This window comes from Paraburkholderia rhizosphaerae (assembly GCF_004366595.1).
Classification (GTDB): domain Bacteria; phylum Pseudomonadota; class Gammaproteobacteria; order Burkholderiales; family Burkholderiaceae; genus Paraburkholderia; species Paraburkholderia rhizosphaerae.
This window is the reverse complement of sequence record NZ_SORE01000003.1, coordinates 26,981-39,896: the sequence shown is the minus strand read 5'-3', so window position 1 is coordinate 39,896 and position 12,916 is coordinate 26,981. Positions and strand designations below refer to the sequence as shown.

The 12,916-nt window shown below is 63.6% G+C and carries 12 protein-coding genes; 6 read left to right on the top strand and 6 right to left on the bottom strand.

Features of this window, described 5'->3' with window-relative positions:
- Positions 1 to 110 precede the first annotated feature (110 nt).
- Together BX592_RS04235 and tsaE are read right to left on the bottom strand one after the other, a co-directional pair.
- A complete protein-coding gene (locus tag BX592_RS04235) occupies positions 111 to 1,685 on the bottom strand; it encodes an N-acetylmuramoyl-L-alanine amidase (protein WP_134190422.1) in 1,575 nt (524 codons plus the stop codon).
- Positions 1,667 to 2,218 (bottom strand): tRNA (adenosine(37)-N6)-threonylcarbamoyltransferase complex ATPase subunit type 1 TsaE, encoded by a 552-nt coding sequence (gene tsaE, locus BX592_RS04230; RefSeq protein WP_134190421.1) that lies wholly within the window; start codon positions 2,216 to 2,218, stop codon positions 1,667 to 1,669. Before tsaE ends, BX592_RS04235 begins: the two co-directional genes overlap by 19 nt.
- Positions 2,219 to 2,235: 17 nt before the next feature.
- Between tsaE and queG the strand changes: the two genes are divergently transcribed.
- The 3 genes from queG (at position 2,236) to xerD (ending at position 5,055) form a co-directional block, all read left to right on the top strand.
- On the top strand, positions 2,236 to 3,537 hold the full coding sequence (gene queG, locus BX592_RS04225) for a tRNA epoxyqueuosine(34) reductase QueG (RefSeq protein ID WP_134190420.1): 1,302 nt from the start codon (positions 2,236 to 2,238) through the stop codon (positions 3,535 to 3,537).
- A 94-nt stretch (positions 3,538 to 3,631) separates the two neighbouring features.
- Positions 3,632 to 4,102, top strand: a complete 471-nt coding sequence (locus BX592_RS04220; protein ID WP_134190419.1) for a methylated-DNA--[protein]-cysteine S-methyltransferase — start codon at positions 3,632 to 3,634, stop codon at positions 4,100 to 4,102.
- Positions 4,099 to 5,055, top strand: a complete 957-nt coding sequence (xerD, locus tag BX592_RS04215; protein WP_134190418.1) for a site-specific tyrosine recombinase XerD — start codon at positions 4,099 to 4,101, stop codon at positions 5,053 to 5,055. Before BX592_RS04220 ends, xerD begins: the two co-directional genes overlap by 4 nt.
- A gap of 93 nt (positions 5,056 to 5,148) precedes the next feature.
- On the opposite strand, the gene BX592_RS04210 is transcribed toward xerD, so the two are convergent.
- The gene (locus tag BX592_RS04210; protein WP_134190417.1) at positions 5,149 to 6,756 is read right to left on the bottom strand and encodes a class I adenylate-forming enzyme family protein; all 1,608 of its coding nucleotides are present in this window, start codon (positions 6,754 to 6,756) and stop codon (positions 5,149 to 5,151) included.
- A gap of 152 nt (positions 6,757 to 6,908) precedes the next feature.
- On the opposite strand from BX592_RS04210, the gene BX592_RS04205 reads away from it, so the two are divergent.
- Both BX592_RS04205 and plsY read left to right on the top strand, forming a co-directional pair.
- Positions 6,909 to 7,400 (top strand): aminoacyl-tRNA deacylase, encoded by a 492-nt coding sequence (locus BX592_RS04205; protein ID WP_134190416.1) that lies wholly within the window; start codon positions 6,909 to 6,911, stop codon positions 7,398 to 7,400.
- 158 nt (positions 7,401 to 7,558) lie between these two features.
- Positions 7,559 to 8,209, top strand: a complete 651-nt coding sequence (plsY, locus tag BX592_RS04200) for a glycerol-3-phosphate 1-O-acyltransferase PlsY (RefSeq protein ID WP_134190415.1) — start codon at positions 7,559 to 7,561, stop codon at positions 8,207 to 8,209.
- 234 nt (positions 8,210 to 8,443) lie between these two features.
- Here plsY and BX592_RS04195 read toward each other — a convergent pair whose 3' ends face one another.
- A complete protein-coding gene (locus BX592_RS04195; RefSeq protein WP_134190414.1) occupies positions 8,444 to 8,929 on the bottom strand; it encodes a YajQ family cyclic di-GMP-binding protein in 486 nt (161 codons plus the stop codon).
- Positions 8,930 to 9,179: 250 nt separating this feature from the next.
- Here BX592_RS04195 and murB point away from each other — a divergent pair, with 250 nt between their 5' ends.
- Positions 9,180 to 10,307: a UDP-N-acetylmuramate dehydrogenase gene (murB, locus tag BX592_RS04190; RefSeq protein ID WP_134190413.1), complete on the top strand. Its 1,128-nt coding sequence runs from the start codon at positions 9,180 to 9,182 to the stop codon at positions 10,305 to 10,307.
- Positions 10,308 to 10,485: 178 nt separating this feature from the next.
- Here the strand turns inward: murB and BX592_RS04185 are convergent, their stop codons facing one another.
- Both BX592_RS04185 and argF read right to left on the bottom strand, forming a co-directional pair.
- The gene (locus BX592_RS04185) at positions 10,486 to 11,715 is read right to left on the bottom strand and encodes an argininosuccinate synthase (RefSeq protein WP_134190412.1); all 1,230 of its coding nucleotides are present in this window, start codon (positions 11,713 to 11,715) and stop codon (positions 10,486 to 10,488) included.
- A gap of 152 nt (positions 11,716 to 11,867) precedes the next feature.
- Positions 11,868 to 12,797 carry an ornithine carbamoyltransferase gene (gene argF, locus BX592_RS04180; protein WP_134190411.1) on the bottom strand — a complete coding sequence of 310 codons (930 nt, stop codon included), beginning with the start codon at positions 12,795 to 12,797 and terminating at the stop codon, positions 11,868 to 11,870.
- Positions 12,798 to 12,916: the final 119 nt, after the last annotated feature.

The following is a 12,916-nucleotide window of genomic DNA, read 5'->3' as shown; positions in this document are numbered from 1 at the left end:
CGCGCGCCGCCGTCGGGCTGGCGGCGCGCAGATGAAGCCGCGTGCAAAATAAACGGCCACTTCGAGTGGCCGTGTTTGCAGCGAGCGGATTCGTGACGAACAGGTTTCGTTCAAGTCATCCGGCTTTTCGCGAGCGGCGGGTTCGCCGCGAAGTACCGCTTGATCCCGTTCATGATCGCGGTTGCCATTCGGTCGCGGTATGTGTCGTCGTTCAGACGCCGCTCTTCTTCAGGGTTGCTGATGAACGCGGTCTCGACGAGGATCGAAGGAATATCCGGCGCCTTCAGCACGGCAAATCCGGCCTGCTCGACCGAACCCTTGTGCAGTTTGTTGATGTCGCCGATTTCCCTCAGCACATAGTTGCCGTAGCGCATCGAATCGCGAATCTGCGCGGTCGTCGACATATCGAACAGCGCTCGGTTTACCGCCGCATCGGTCGATTTGATGTTGATGCCGCCGATCATGTCCGACGAGTTTTCCTTGTTCGCCATCCAGCGCGCGGCCGCGCTCGACGCGCCGTGCTCCGACAGCGCGAACACGGACGAACCGCTGGCCTCGGGCGTCGTGAACGCGTCGGCGTGAATCGACACGAACAGGTCCGCGCCGACGCGCCGCGCTTTCTGCACGCGCACGTTCAGCGGCACGAAGAAATCCGCATCGCGTGTCATCATCGAGCGCATGTTCGGCTGCGCGTCGATCTTCGTGCGCAGCCGCTTCGCGATGTCGAGCGCGACGTGTTTTTCGTAGGTGCCGCTGCCACCGATCGCGCCCGGATCTTCGCCGCCATGGCCGGGGTCGATGGCGACCGTCAGCAGCCGTACGGTGCTGCTTTTGCCTTTCGGCGTGCTGAAGGTGTAAGTGTCGTTCGTATCACTATCGGCGCCGCTGTCGTCGTTGCGCGCGAGCGCGGAAGGCGGCAGTGCCGGCTTGGCGGGCGCACGCGGCGCAGGTGCGGGGTTCGCGCGCGCCTGCGCCTGAGCGCGCGGCGCGGCGGCTGCGGATGCCCCAGGCGTCGCGGATGGCCCGCCCGGCGCAGGCGTATCGTTCTGCGCGTACTTTTCGAAGAACGCATCGCTGTTGTCAGCCGTCGCGGGCGGCGACGACGGACCGTTGAGCGTCGCGTTCGGCGGCGCGCTCTGTTCCCGCAGACGCTGTTCCTTGCGCTCGGTCTGCGCGAGGAGGTCCATGAGCGGATCCGGCGCGACAGCCGGATACAGATCGAACACCAGCCGGTATTTGTACGAGCCGACCGGCGGCAGCGTGAACACTTGCGGCTTCACCTCGCCCTTCAGATCGAACACGAGCCGCACCACATGCGGCTGATACTGACCGACACGCACCGATTGAATCTGTGGATCGTTCGGCGCGATCTTCGATACGAGGTCCCTTAGCGCCTGATCGAGGTCGAGGCCGTTCAGATCGACGACGAGCCGATCGGGACCTTGTAGCAATTGCTGGTTGTTCTGCAGCGGCTGGTCCGATTCGATCGTTACGCGCGTGTAGTCGCGCGCGGGCCATACGCGCACGCCTAGCACCGAGCTGGCCCAGGCGAGCCGCGGCACCGCGAGTCCGAGCACAAGCGTCGATGCACCGGCGTACAGAATCTGGCGGCGGCGCCAGTTGTGCGACGCGGTGGCGGCGGATTCAATCGAGCGGAACGGTTTGATCAACATCTTTCGAGACATGCTTTTCCTGATTCGCTGTACGCCCGGGCGGTCAGCCTGCGCCCCTCGCCGTCCACTTCCAGCGAGAAGATCAGATCCGGCACACCCAGTAAAGCTCCCGCGCGCTGCGGCCATTCGACAAGACAGATCGCACCACTGTCGAAATACTCTCGAAAGCCCGCATCGGCCCATTCGGCCGGATCGCTGAACCGATAAAGATCGAAGTGATAGAGCTCGAGTTCCCCATCGGGCCGGTGCACCGCATAGGGTTCGACGAGCGTGTACGTCGGGCTGCGCACGCGGCCGGCATGACCGAGCGCGCGCAAGGTTGCGCGCACGAGCGTGGTCTTGCCGGCGCCGAGGTCGCCGATGAGATGCACCTGCAAACCCTTGAACACGTAATGGCCGTTGCGTTGCGCTTCACGTTCGGCTTCGAGCGCTCGCGCGAAACGTTCGCCGAATGCGGTGGTGGCAGCTTCGTCCGCGAGCACGACGGTGCGCTCAAGCAGGACGTCGGCAATGGGGTGGGTCGCGTGGTCGGGTTGATCGGGCATTCTCGTAAAATGACGTAATGGACCGAAGCCAGCAGCATCCCGTTTCCGGCACGCCCGACTCCAACGGCGGCCCGCGCGCTCACCCAACTCTCCCGTATCGTTTCGATGACGCTGCGCTGGCCGCGCTCGCATCGCGTATCAGGACGTGGGGACGCGAGCTTGGTTTCGGCGAGGTGGGAATTAGCGATACCGACCTCGCAAGTGCCGAAGCGGGCCTCGCGGCATGGCTCGACGCGGGTTGGCACGGCGAGATGGATTATATGGCCAAACATGGGATGAAACGTGCACGGCCGGCCGAGCTTGTGGCCGGCACGCTACGCGTGATTACGGCGCGAATGGCCTATTTGCCTGCGTCGACAGAAGCGGGAAAGGGCGGTGAAAGCGGCGTTGAAAGCGCTGCCGCGCGCGAACCAGGTGATGGCGTGCGCGGCAAACTGGTCGCGGATAGCCCCGCACAGCAGGACTGGCGCCGCGACGAACATGCGCGTCTCGCGGACCCGTCCGCGGCCGTCGTGTCGATTTACGCGCGCGGCCGCGACTATCACAAGGTGATGCGAAACCGTCTGCAGCAGCTCGCGGAGCGCATCGAGCACGAGGTGGGCGGTTACGGCTTTCGGGTGTTTACCGATTCGGCGCCGGTGCTCGAGGTCGAACTTGCGCAGAAGGCCGGTGTCGGCTGGCGCGGCAAGCATACGTTGCTGTTGCAGCGCGATGCGGGTTCGCTGTTTTTTCTTGGCGAGATCTATGTCGATTTGCCGCTGCCTACCGATGCGCAGCGTACGCCTGAGCGCGCGCCGCAGACCGCGGGCGCGCATTGCGGACATTGCACGCGTTGCATCGACGCCTGTCCTACCGGCGCGATCGTCGGACCGTACAAGGTCGATGCGCGGCGCTGCATCTCCTACCTGACAATCGAACTGAAGGGCAGTATTCCCCAGGATTTGCGGCCGCTTATCGGTAATCGTGTGTACGGGTGTGACGATTGTCAGCTGGCGTGTCCGTGGAACAAGTTCGCGCAAGCGGCGCCGGTCGCGGACTTCGATGTGCGTCACGGATTGGACCGCGCATCATTGACCGACCTGTTCGGCTGGAGTGCGGCGGACTTCGATGCGCGGATGCAAGGCAGCGCGATCCGCCGGATCGGTTATGAATGCTGGTTGCGCAATCTGGCGGTCGGGATGGGCAATGCGTTGCGCGCCGATCCGGCTAGCCTCGCGCCGCATGTGCGGGAGGCGATTGTCGACGCGTTGCGCCAGCGCGCCGACGACGCTTCGCCGCTGGTGCGCGAGCATGTGCAATGGGCGCTGGAAGCAGCGTAGAGTGGGCCGCCATGGCTGGATAAACCGGCCGGGCGCGCGTGAGATGGGTCGGCGAGGCTGCCATCCCGGCCGCTATCGGGAGGATACGTTCATCATGTTCAATGCAGTGATCGAGGCGCCGTTCGGCAAGATCGGCGTCCGCGTCGAAGGGGCCAAGGTGCGCGAGATCGTCTATTTGCCGGACTCGGTGCAAAGCGTCGAGCCCGACACGGTGCTGGCGAAAGAGGCCGCCGAGCAGATCGAACGCTATCTCGAGCACGCGTCGGCGAACTTCGACCTGCCGCTTGCCGTTGTTGGCACCGCGTTCCAGCGGCGCGTCTGGCAAGCGATCAGCGCAATCCCGCCCGGCATGGTGCTGACCTACGGCCAACTGGCGAAGGAAATTGGCAGTGTGCCGCGCGCAGTGGGCCAGGCGTGCGGGTCAAATGCATATCCGATCGTGATTCCGTGCCATCGGGTAGTCGCTTCCGGCGGTATCGGCGGCTTCGCGCATCATGGCGACGACGGCTATTACCGGAAGGTCAAGCGCTGGCTGCTCGCGCACGAAGGCGTGAGCTACGCATGAGCGACGCTTTTACCCCCGCTATTACCGCGGAGTCGACCGACGCATCCATCGGGTCGCCGCTTTTACAGTCGAGCGGCGCGTCGATCGACGCGTTCTGCGACGCACTGTGGCTCGAGCACGGTTTGTCGCGCAACACGCTCGATGCCTACCGGCGCGATCTGCGCCTCTTTGCCGAATGGCTCGCGGCAACCCGCAATGCGTCGCTCGATACCGCTGCCGAAGTGGATCTGACCGCGTACAGCGCGGTGCGCGCGAAGGACAAATCGACGTCCGCGAATCGTCGCCTGTCGGTGTTTCGGCGTTACTACGCGTGGGCGGTGCGCGAACATCGCGCGGCAGCGGACCCGACGCTGCGCATCCGTTCGGCGAAGCAGCCGCCGCGTTTTCCATCGACGCTGACCGAGGCGCAGGTCGAAGCATTGCTCGGTGCGCCCGATATCGACACGCCGCTCGGATTGCGCGACCGTACGATGCTCGAGCTGATGTACGCCAGCGGCTTGCGCGTGACCGAGCTTGTGACGTTGAAGACCGTTGAGGTCGGCCTCAATGAAGGCGTCGTGCGCGTGCTCGGCAAGGGTGCGAAAGAGCGGCTGATTCCGTTCGGCGAGGAGGCGCATGGCTGGATCGAGCGGTATCTGCGCGAGTCGCGGCCCGCGCTGCTCGGTGCGCGCGCGGCTGATGCGCTGTTCGTGACCGCGCGCGCGGAGGGCATGACGCGTCAGCAGTTCTGGAACATCATCAAGCGTCATGCGACGGCGGCCGGCGTGCATGCGCCGCTGTCGCCCCATACGCTCAGGCATGCGTTCGCGACGCATTTGTTGAACCACGGTGCGGACTTGCGTGTCGTGCAGTTGCTGCTCGGGCATACCGATATTTCGACGACGCAGATTTATACGCACGTTGCGCGTGAGCGGTTGAAGTCGCTGCATGCGACGCATCATCCGCGTGGGTGACGGCTAGTGGCAACCGGCACCGGCAATCGAAACCGCAAGGCCTGGGCAACGCAAGCGCGCGCATCCGAGCGTGCGTCGCGAAGGTCGCTCGCGTTATACGAGGTCACGCAGCTTGTGCTTCAGAATCTTTCCGGTCGAAGCAGCGGGCAGTGCGTCGAGCACCTTCACTTCGACAGGCCGCTTATACGGAGCAAGCCGCGTTCCGCACCATTCGACCAGCTGCGCGGGCGACACGTGCGCGCCGGCGAGCAGTTCAACAAATGCGACCACTTCCTCGTCGCCATCGCTTGCCGGTCGCCCGATCACCGCGGACTGCACGACATCTGAATGTGCGTTCAGCACCTGCTCGACCTCCGCTGGATAGACATTGAACCCTGAACGGATAATCAATTCCTTGCTGCGCCCGACGATATGCATTGCACCATCCGGGTCCTGCGTCGCCAGGTCGCCGGTTTTGAGCCAGCCGTCTTCAGATACAGCAGCGCGCGTTTGAGCGGCCGCGCGATAGTAGCCGAGCATCACATTGGGGCCGCGCACCCAGAGCTCGCCGACATCACCGCGTCCGACATCGGCGCCATCCGGCGCTACGAATCGCACGTCGATACCGGGGATGGGCGGGCCCACCGAGCAGTCTGTGCGCGGGGCATCGAGCAGCGTATGCGCGACGGTCGGGCTGGTTTCGGTCATTCCATAGCCGTTGTGCAGCGCGACGCCGTAAACGGCTTCGACGCGTGCTTTCAGCGTTGCATCGAGCGGTGAGCCGCCCGAGTACGCGAACCGCAAGCGGGGGGCGGACCAGCGCAGACGCTGCGTACGCAGATAGTCGAGCACCTTCGCGTGCATCGCGGGCACCCCCTGAAAAATCGACACCCGTTCTTCGGCAAGCGCGACACGTACCGCTTCCGGCGCAAAACGCGGTGCAAGCCGCAACGTTGCACCCGCATAGAGGCTCGCGAGGCACACTGACGCAAGCCCGTATACGTGCGACACCGGCAACACCGTGTAGACGACGTCGTCCGGATCGACGCGACGCAGCGTACTGGACATTGCCGCGATGAAAAGCAGATTGCGATGCGACAGCATCACGCCCTTTGGCGTGCCGGTGGTGCCGGTCGTGTAGATCAGCGCGGCGCACTGATATTCGCCTGCGACTTCGAACGGTTCCGTAAGTGCGTCGGGATCGACCGTATATGACCACGCACCGATTCTGGACTCAAGCGCGTATGCGCTCGGGGGTGCGGGCTGCGCGCCGCAGCGCTGCGCATGCTGCGCGGCGTGCGCCGACGCTTCGGTCGTGAAGACGGTCATGCGCGGCCGTGCGTGTTTGCTGATCGCATCGAGTTCAGTCGTCGCGAGGCGCGCGTTGCAGAGCAGCGCCCATGCGTCGAGTTGCGCGGTGGCAAATAACAGCACGATCTGCGCGACGCAGTTTTCCGCGACGATCATCACACGATCGCCGCCGCGCACGCCGAGCTCGCGTAGCGTCGCGGCGGCCACGTCGATGGCGGCGGCGAGCTGCGCATAGGTCAGGCGCCGTGTGTCTTCGATCAGCGCGAGATGCTCGGGATGACGCGTGGCGCTCGCCACCGGAATAGCGCAGATGCGTGCAGGCAGCGATGCGAGCAACGCCGCCGCGTCGACGACGACGTCGGCGCGTAACTGGGCACTATCGGATGCACGCGGATACGGCGGATGGCTCAAGGCAATCTCCTGGCAGCGACGCGGCGGGGCAAAGGCGCTGCCGATCTCAAGCTGACGAATCGCGAACGATCGTGCCACAGGCGCGGGGGTCCGCACAATCCTGACCGTTCGGCAGATGGCGCGCGGCGACGCGCGGACATTACAATGCGCCGATGAGCAAATCCAGACACGTTTCCGAAACGCCCGCCACGCAATTTCTGCGGCGTCACCGCATTGAATTTGGCGAGCATCCGTATGACTACGTCGAGCATGGCGGCACGGAGGAATCGGCCCGTCAACTCGGCGTCGATGAGCATCACGTCGTGAAGACACTCGTGATGGAAGACGAGCATGCGAAGCCGTTGATCGTGCTGATGCACGGCGACCGTACGGTGTCGACGAAGAATCTCGCGCGGCAAATCGGCGTGAAGCGCGTCGAGCCCTGCAAGCCGGACGTCGCGAACCGGCACTCAGGGTACCTGATTGGCGGTACATCGCCATTCGGCACGCGTAAGCCGATGCCGGTCTATGTCGAATCGGGCATTCTCGAACTGGATCGGATATGGATCAACGGCGGGCGGCGCGGGTTTCTGGTCAGCATCGCGCCGAGCGTGCTGACCGGCGTACTCGGGGCGAAACCGGTGCAGTGCGCAAGCGTCGATTAAGAGGCTGGCGGCTTCGGTAGAATGTGCGCCGTCGTGAAAGCGCGATCCGTAGCAGGCGGCTGGCATCTGGCGCGATCCGGCGCTATCGGGCGCGCGAAAGCCGTGTTCAACGGCACGCGTTCATCATCGCGATGTTTGATACCTACAAGAGTTTCGATATGGAAAACCTGATTGTTGCCGTTGTGTCCTATCTGATCGGTTCGGTGTCGTTTGCCGTGATCGTGAGCGCGGCGATGGGCCTGGCCGACCCGCGTTCGTATGGGTCCGGCAACCCGGGTGCGACCAACGTGCTGCGCACAGGCAACAAAAAGGCCGCCGTCCTGACGCTGATCGGCGATGCGCTGAAGGGTTGGGTGCCTGTGTGGTTTGTCGGTCACTACGGCGCGCGCTACAACCTCGACGATACGTCGATTGCGATCGCCGCCATCGCGGTGTTCCTCGGGCATCTGTATCCGGTGTTTTTCCGCTTCAAGGGCGGCAAAGGCGTCGCGACCGCGGCGGGCGTGCTGCTGGCGATCAATCCGGTGCTCGGTATCGCGACGCTGTTGACCTGGCTGATCGTCGCGTTCTTTATGCGCTACTCGTCACTTGCGGCGATTTGCGCGGCAATCTTCGCGCCACTGTTCGACGGCTTTCTGTTCGGACCGAATGTGATCGCGCTGTCGATCGTTGCGATGAGTGCGCTGCTGATCTGGCGCCATCGCGGCAATATCGCGAAGCTGGTGGCCGGGAAGGAAAGCCGGATTGGCGAGAAGAAGAAAGAGGCGGAAGGCGGAAGGGCCGGCGGCGCGGGGCCCAGGAAGCCGTGACGGCGGTGGATTGACGGCGCGGCGCACAGGGAAGATGGACCAGCGGGGCCGGGCGAACGGAAAGACGGACCGCAGGACCGCAGAACCGCAGGACGAATGGCGAGGCGGATGGGCGGACAGAATGGCGAGCGGCCGGGCGACGCGCAAAGCCTCGTTGCGCACTGCACGCCACGTTCCGTCTCGACACGCTCGCGAAGCCGCCAGCTCATCCGATCTGCCGGCGACCGCGAGAAGTCAGTCGCGGAAGTTGTTGAAATCGAGCGGGGTATCCGTCACTTCCTTGCGCAGCATCGCGATCACGCTTTGCAGGTCGTCGCGTTTCGTGCCGGCGACGCGCACCGCGTCGCCCTGGATGCTCGCCTGCACCTTGATCTTGCTGTCTTTCACAAGCTTGACGATTTTCTTCGCGAGGTCGCCCGATACGCCTTTCTTGATCGTGACGACCTGCTTGACCTTGTCGCCGCCGATCTTCTCGATCTTGCCGTAATCGAGGAAGCGCACATCGACGCTGCGCTTCGCCATTTTGCCGAGCAGCACGTCCTTCACCTGGCCGAGCTTGAACTCGTCATCGGCGAACGCGGTTAGCTCGCGCTCCTTTTGCTCGACGCGAGCATCCGATCCCTTGAAGTCGAAGCGCGTCGAAATTTCCTTGTTCGACTGCTCGATTGCATTTTTCACCTCAACCATGTTGGCTTCGCAGACGACGTCGAACGATGGCATTTTTCTCTCCCATAGTGCCGCGGTGCCGCGATGCCGCCCGCCGGGCGCGCGCGCCGCACTCGCTATAATCACGAACCGATGTCATTTTACCGATGCCCTATCGTTTGCCCAAGGCTTGCGCGTCGACGGTATGGCTTTACGGATCGTTTTGCGTTTCGTTTCACGCTGACGCCGTGTTGAAACAAACCGGTCCGAGCCTTTGTCAGCCTTGGTCGTCTCCGCCCGTTAGTCCTCTGACCTTTTCAACCCGATGTCCGAAGCTGCCGCCGTTTCGTTTATAGCCGACTACCCGCTCCGCGCGCATAACACGTTCGGTTTCGACGTGCGTGCGCGGCTAGCGTGCCGGATCGAACGGGAAGACCAGTTGCTTGCGGCGGTTCGCGACCCGCGTGTGGCCGGGCTGCCGCGGCTGGTGCTCGGCGGCGGCAGCAACGTCGTACTGACACGCGACTTCGCCGGGCTCGTGCTGCTGATCGCGCTGCGCGGCCGGCGCATCGTCCGCGAGGACGGCGACGCGTGGTTTGTCGAGGCGGCGGCAGGTGAAAACTGGCATCAGTTCGTCGAATGGACGCTCGCGCAGGGCTTGCCCGGCCTCGAGAACCTCGCGCTGATTCCCGGCACGGTGGGCGCCGCGCCGATCCAGAACATCGGCGCTTATGGGCTCGAAATGGCCGAGCGCTTTGCGTCGCTGCGCGCGGTCGATCTCGTGTCCGGTCAGACCGTCGAGCTCGACCCGCGCGCGTGCCGGTTCGGCTATCGCGACAGCTTTTTCAAGCGGGAAGGGCGCGACCGCTTCGCGATTACGTCGGTCACCTTCCGGTTGCCGAAAGTCTGGACGCCGCGAGCCGGCTATGCGGACATCGCGCGCGAACTGGCTGCCGGCCAACAGGACGTTGGCGGTGAAAGCAGTGACGGAAGCGTCAACGGTGGCGGCGGCAACAGCAGTGGCAGTGGCAGTTGTGACGCCAACGCCAACCCCAACGCCGCGTCCGGCGCTCGCGCGATCTTCGACGCGGTGGTCCGGGTGCGCCGGGCGAAGCTGCCCGACCCGCTTGCGCTCGGCAACGCCGGCAGCTTTTTCAAGAACCCTGTGATTGGCGCCGCGCAATTCGAAGCGCTGCGTGAGCGCGAGCCTGGCGTGGTGTCGTATCCGCAGCCGGACGGGCGCGTGAAGCTCGCGGCCGGGTGGCTGATCGACCGCTGCGGGTGGAAGGGCCGCGCGCTCGGCGCGGCGGCCGTGCATGACCGGCAGGCGCTGGTGCTCGTCAATCGAGGCGGGGCCACCGGCGCTGACGTGCTGGCGCTGGCTGCGGCGATTCAACGTGACGTCGCGGAGCGTTTCGGCGTGGACCTCGAGCCGGAGCCGATCTTTCTTTGAGCATCTGGCGGCGCTAGAGCAGGCCGCCGTGGACGGCCGATGATTCGATCCATAAAAAAAGCCGGCGCACGTAGTCGTGCACCGGCTTATCAGGGAATTTGAAGCAGGGAATTTGAAGCAGGGACTCTGAATCAGCGACGCTGAAGCAGCGACCGCGAGGCCGCCGCTTCATCGACGCTTAAGACCCGCGCTTGCGGCGAGCGTTTTCCGCAATCCGCATCCGCAGCGCGTTCAGCTTGATAAAGCCGCCGGCGTCCGCCTGGTTGTATGCGCCGCCGTCGTCGTCGAACGTGGCGATAGTCTTGTCGAACAGGGTGTCCTTCGAATCGCGCGCGACCACCGAGACGCTGCCCTTATACAGCTTCACACGTACCCAGCCGTTGACCTTTTCCTGCGTGTGGTCGACGAGCACCTGCACTGCGCGGCGTTCCGGGCTCCACCAGTAGCCGTTGTAAATCAGCGATGCATAGCGCGCCATCAAATCGTCCTTCAGGTGCGCGACTTCGCGGTCGAGGGTGATCGATTCGATGCCCCGGTGCGCCTTCAGCATGATCGTGCCGCCCGGCGTTTCATAGCAGCCGCGCGATTTCATGCCGACATAGCGATTCTCGACGAGGTCGAGCCGTCCGATGCCGTGCTTTCCGCCCAGCCGGTTCAGTTCGGTGAGCATCGCGGCCGGCGACAAACGCTTGCCATTCAATGCGACAGGATCGCCGTGCTCGTACTCGATATCGATGTATTCCGGCTGATCCGGCGCCTCTTCCGGCGATACGGTCCAGCGCCACATGTCGGCTTCGGCCTCGGCCTTCGGATCTTCGAGGTGACGGCCTTCGAACGAGATATGCAGCAGGTTCGCGTCCATCGAATAAGGCGCGCCGCCCTGCTTGTGCTTCATTTCGATCGGAATGCCCGACTTTTCCGCGTAAGCGAGCAGCTTCTCGCGCGACAGCAGGTCCCATTCACGCCACGGCGCGATCACCTTGATGCCGGGTTCCAGCGCGTAATAGCCCAGTTCAAAGCGGACCTGATCGTTGCCCTTGCCGGTCGCGCCGTGCGAGACCGCTTGTGCACCCGTCGCGCGCGCGATGTCGATCTGGCGCTTCGCGATCAGCGGACGCGCGATAGACGTGCCGAGCAGATATTCGCCTTCATAGAGCGTATTCGCACGGAACATTGGGAACACGAAGTCGCGCACGAACTCTTCGCGCAGGTCTTCGATGTAGATGTTTTCCTGTTTGATGCCGAGTTGCAGCGCTTTCTTGCGTGCCGGTTCCAGCTCTTCGCCCTGGCCGATGTCGGCCGTGAACGTGACGACTTCGGCGTCGTAGTTGTCCTGCAACCACTTCAGGATGACGGAGGTGTCGAGGCCGCCCGAATAGGCGAGCACGACTTTCTTGATATCGCTCATGATGGACTCGTAGCTGGAAGACTAGTGCGCGCCGGCGGCCCCGGCGCGCGGAAAAACGCTATTTTGACACTAAACCGCCGTATGTCCCGCGTTTTGGACGGGGCGGCGGTGTGAGGCTAGTTGCGATGGCGCGCCTGAACGCCCGGGCGGACTCAGTGATTGAGCTTGCCGAGCAGCAGATATTCCAACAGCGCCTTCTGCACGTGCAGACGGTTCTCCGCTTCGTCCCACACGACGCTTTGCGGCCCGTCGATCACTTCCGCGCTCACTTCTTCGCCGCGATGCGCGGGCAGGCAGTGCATGAACAGCGCGTCCCTGTTTGCGAGCGCCATCATGTCCGCATCGACGCACCAGTCCGCGAACGCTTTCTTGCGCGCTTCGTTTTCCGCTTCGAAGCCCATGCTGGTCCAGACATCGGTGGTGACGAGGTCGGCCCCCGTGCAGGCTTCGTGCGGGTCGCCGAATTCCTGGCAGAACGGTGCGCTCTCCGGCGCGACCAGCGCGCGATCGAGCTTGTAGCCCGGCGGCGTGGACAGGCGCAATTTAAAGCCGAGAATCTGCGCTGCCTGAATCCATGTGTACAGCATGTTGTTCGCGTCGCCGACCCACGCGACCGTTTTGTCGCGAATCGGCCCGCGATGCTCGTAGTACGTGAAGATGTCAGCCAGCACCTGGCACGGGTGATATTCGTTTGTCAGCCCGTTGATGACCGGCACCCGCGAATTCTCGGCAAAGCGCTGGATGATGTCCTGGCCGAACGTGCGAATCATGATGATGTCGACCATCCGCGAGATAACCTGCGCGGCGTCTTCGATCGGCTCACCGCGGCCAAGCTGCGTATCGCGCGTGCTCATGAACACCGCGTGGCCGCCCAGCTGGAAGATGCCCGCTTCGAACGATAGTCGCGTACGCGTTGAGTTCTTCTCGAAGATCATCGCGAGCGTGCGGTCGTGCAGCGGGTGATAGGTTTCGTAGTTCTTGAACTTGCGTTTCAGAATGCGTGCGCGTTCGAGCACGTATTCGTAGTCGTCGAGAGAGAAGTCCTTGAACTGCAGATAGTGGCGGATAGTTTTGGCGTTCATAAAACAAATACGGCGGTCTCACCCGGCCGCGAGGACCGGACGGCACCGCCGTCGTTTGTGGTAACTCAATGCAGGATAAAGGATTTTCCGAGGTTTGACGAGTCAGCCAAACAGATGGG

Bases quoted from the DNA above. Each gene is read 5' to 3' on its own strand.
- BX592_RS04235 (WP_134190422.1), bottom strand. From the start codon at position 1,685: ATGTCTCGAAAGATGTTGATCAAACCGTTCCGCTCGATTGAATCCGCC.
- xerD (WP_134190418.1), top strand. From the start codon at position 4,099: ATGAGCGACGCTTTTACCCCCGCTATTACCGCGGAGTCGACCGACGCA.
- murB (WP_134190413.1), top strand. From the start codon at position 9,180: ATGTCCGAAGCTGCCGCCGTTTCGTTTATAGCCGACTACCCGCTCCGC.
- BX592_RS04220 (WP_134190419.1), top strand. From the start codon at position 3,632: ATGTTCAATGCAGTGATCGAGGCGCCGTTCGGCAAGATCGGCGTCCGC.
- plsY (WP_134190415.1), top strand. From the start codon at position 7,559: ATGGAAAACCTGATTGTTGCCGTTGTGTCCTATCTGATCGGTTCGGTG.
- queG (WP_134190420.1), top strand. From the start codon at position 2,236: ATGGACCGAAGCCAGCAGCATCCCGTTTCCGGCACGCCCGACTCCAAC.
- BX592_RS04185 (WP_134190412.1), bottom strand. From the start codon at position 11,715: ATGAGCGATATCAAGAAAGTCGTGCTCGCCTATTCGGGCGGCCTCGAC.
- argF (WP_134190411.1), bottom strand. From the start codon at position 12,797: ATGAACGCCAAAACTATCCGCCACTATCTGCAGTTCAAGGACTTCTCT.
- BX592_RS04195 (WP_134190414.1), bottom strand. From the start codon at position 8,929: ATGCCATCGTTCGACGTCGTCTGCGAAGCCAACATGGTTGAGGTGAAA.
- tsaE (WP_134190421.1), bottom strand. From the start codon at position 2,218: ATGCCCGATCAACCCGACCACGCGACCCACCCCATTGCCGACGTCCTG.
- BX592_RS04205 (WP_134190416.1), top strand. From the start codon at position 6,909: ATGAGCAAATCCAGACACGTTTCCGAAACGCCCGCCACGCAATTTCTG.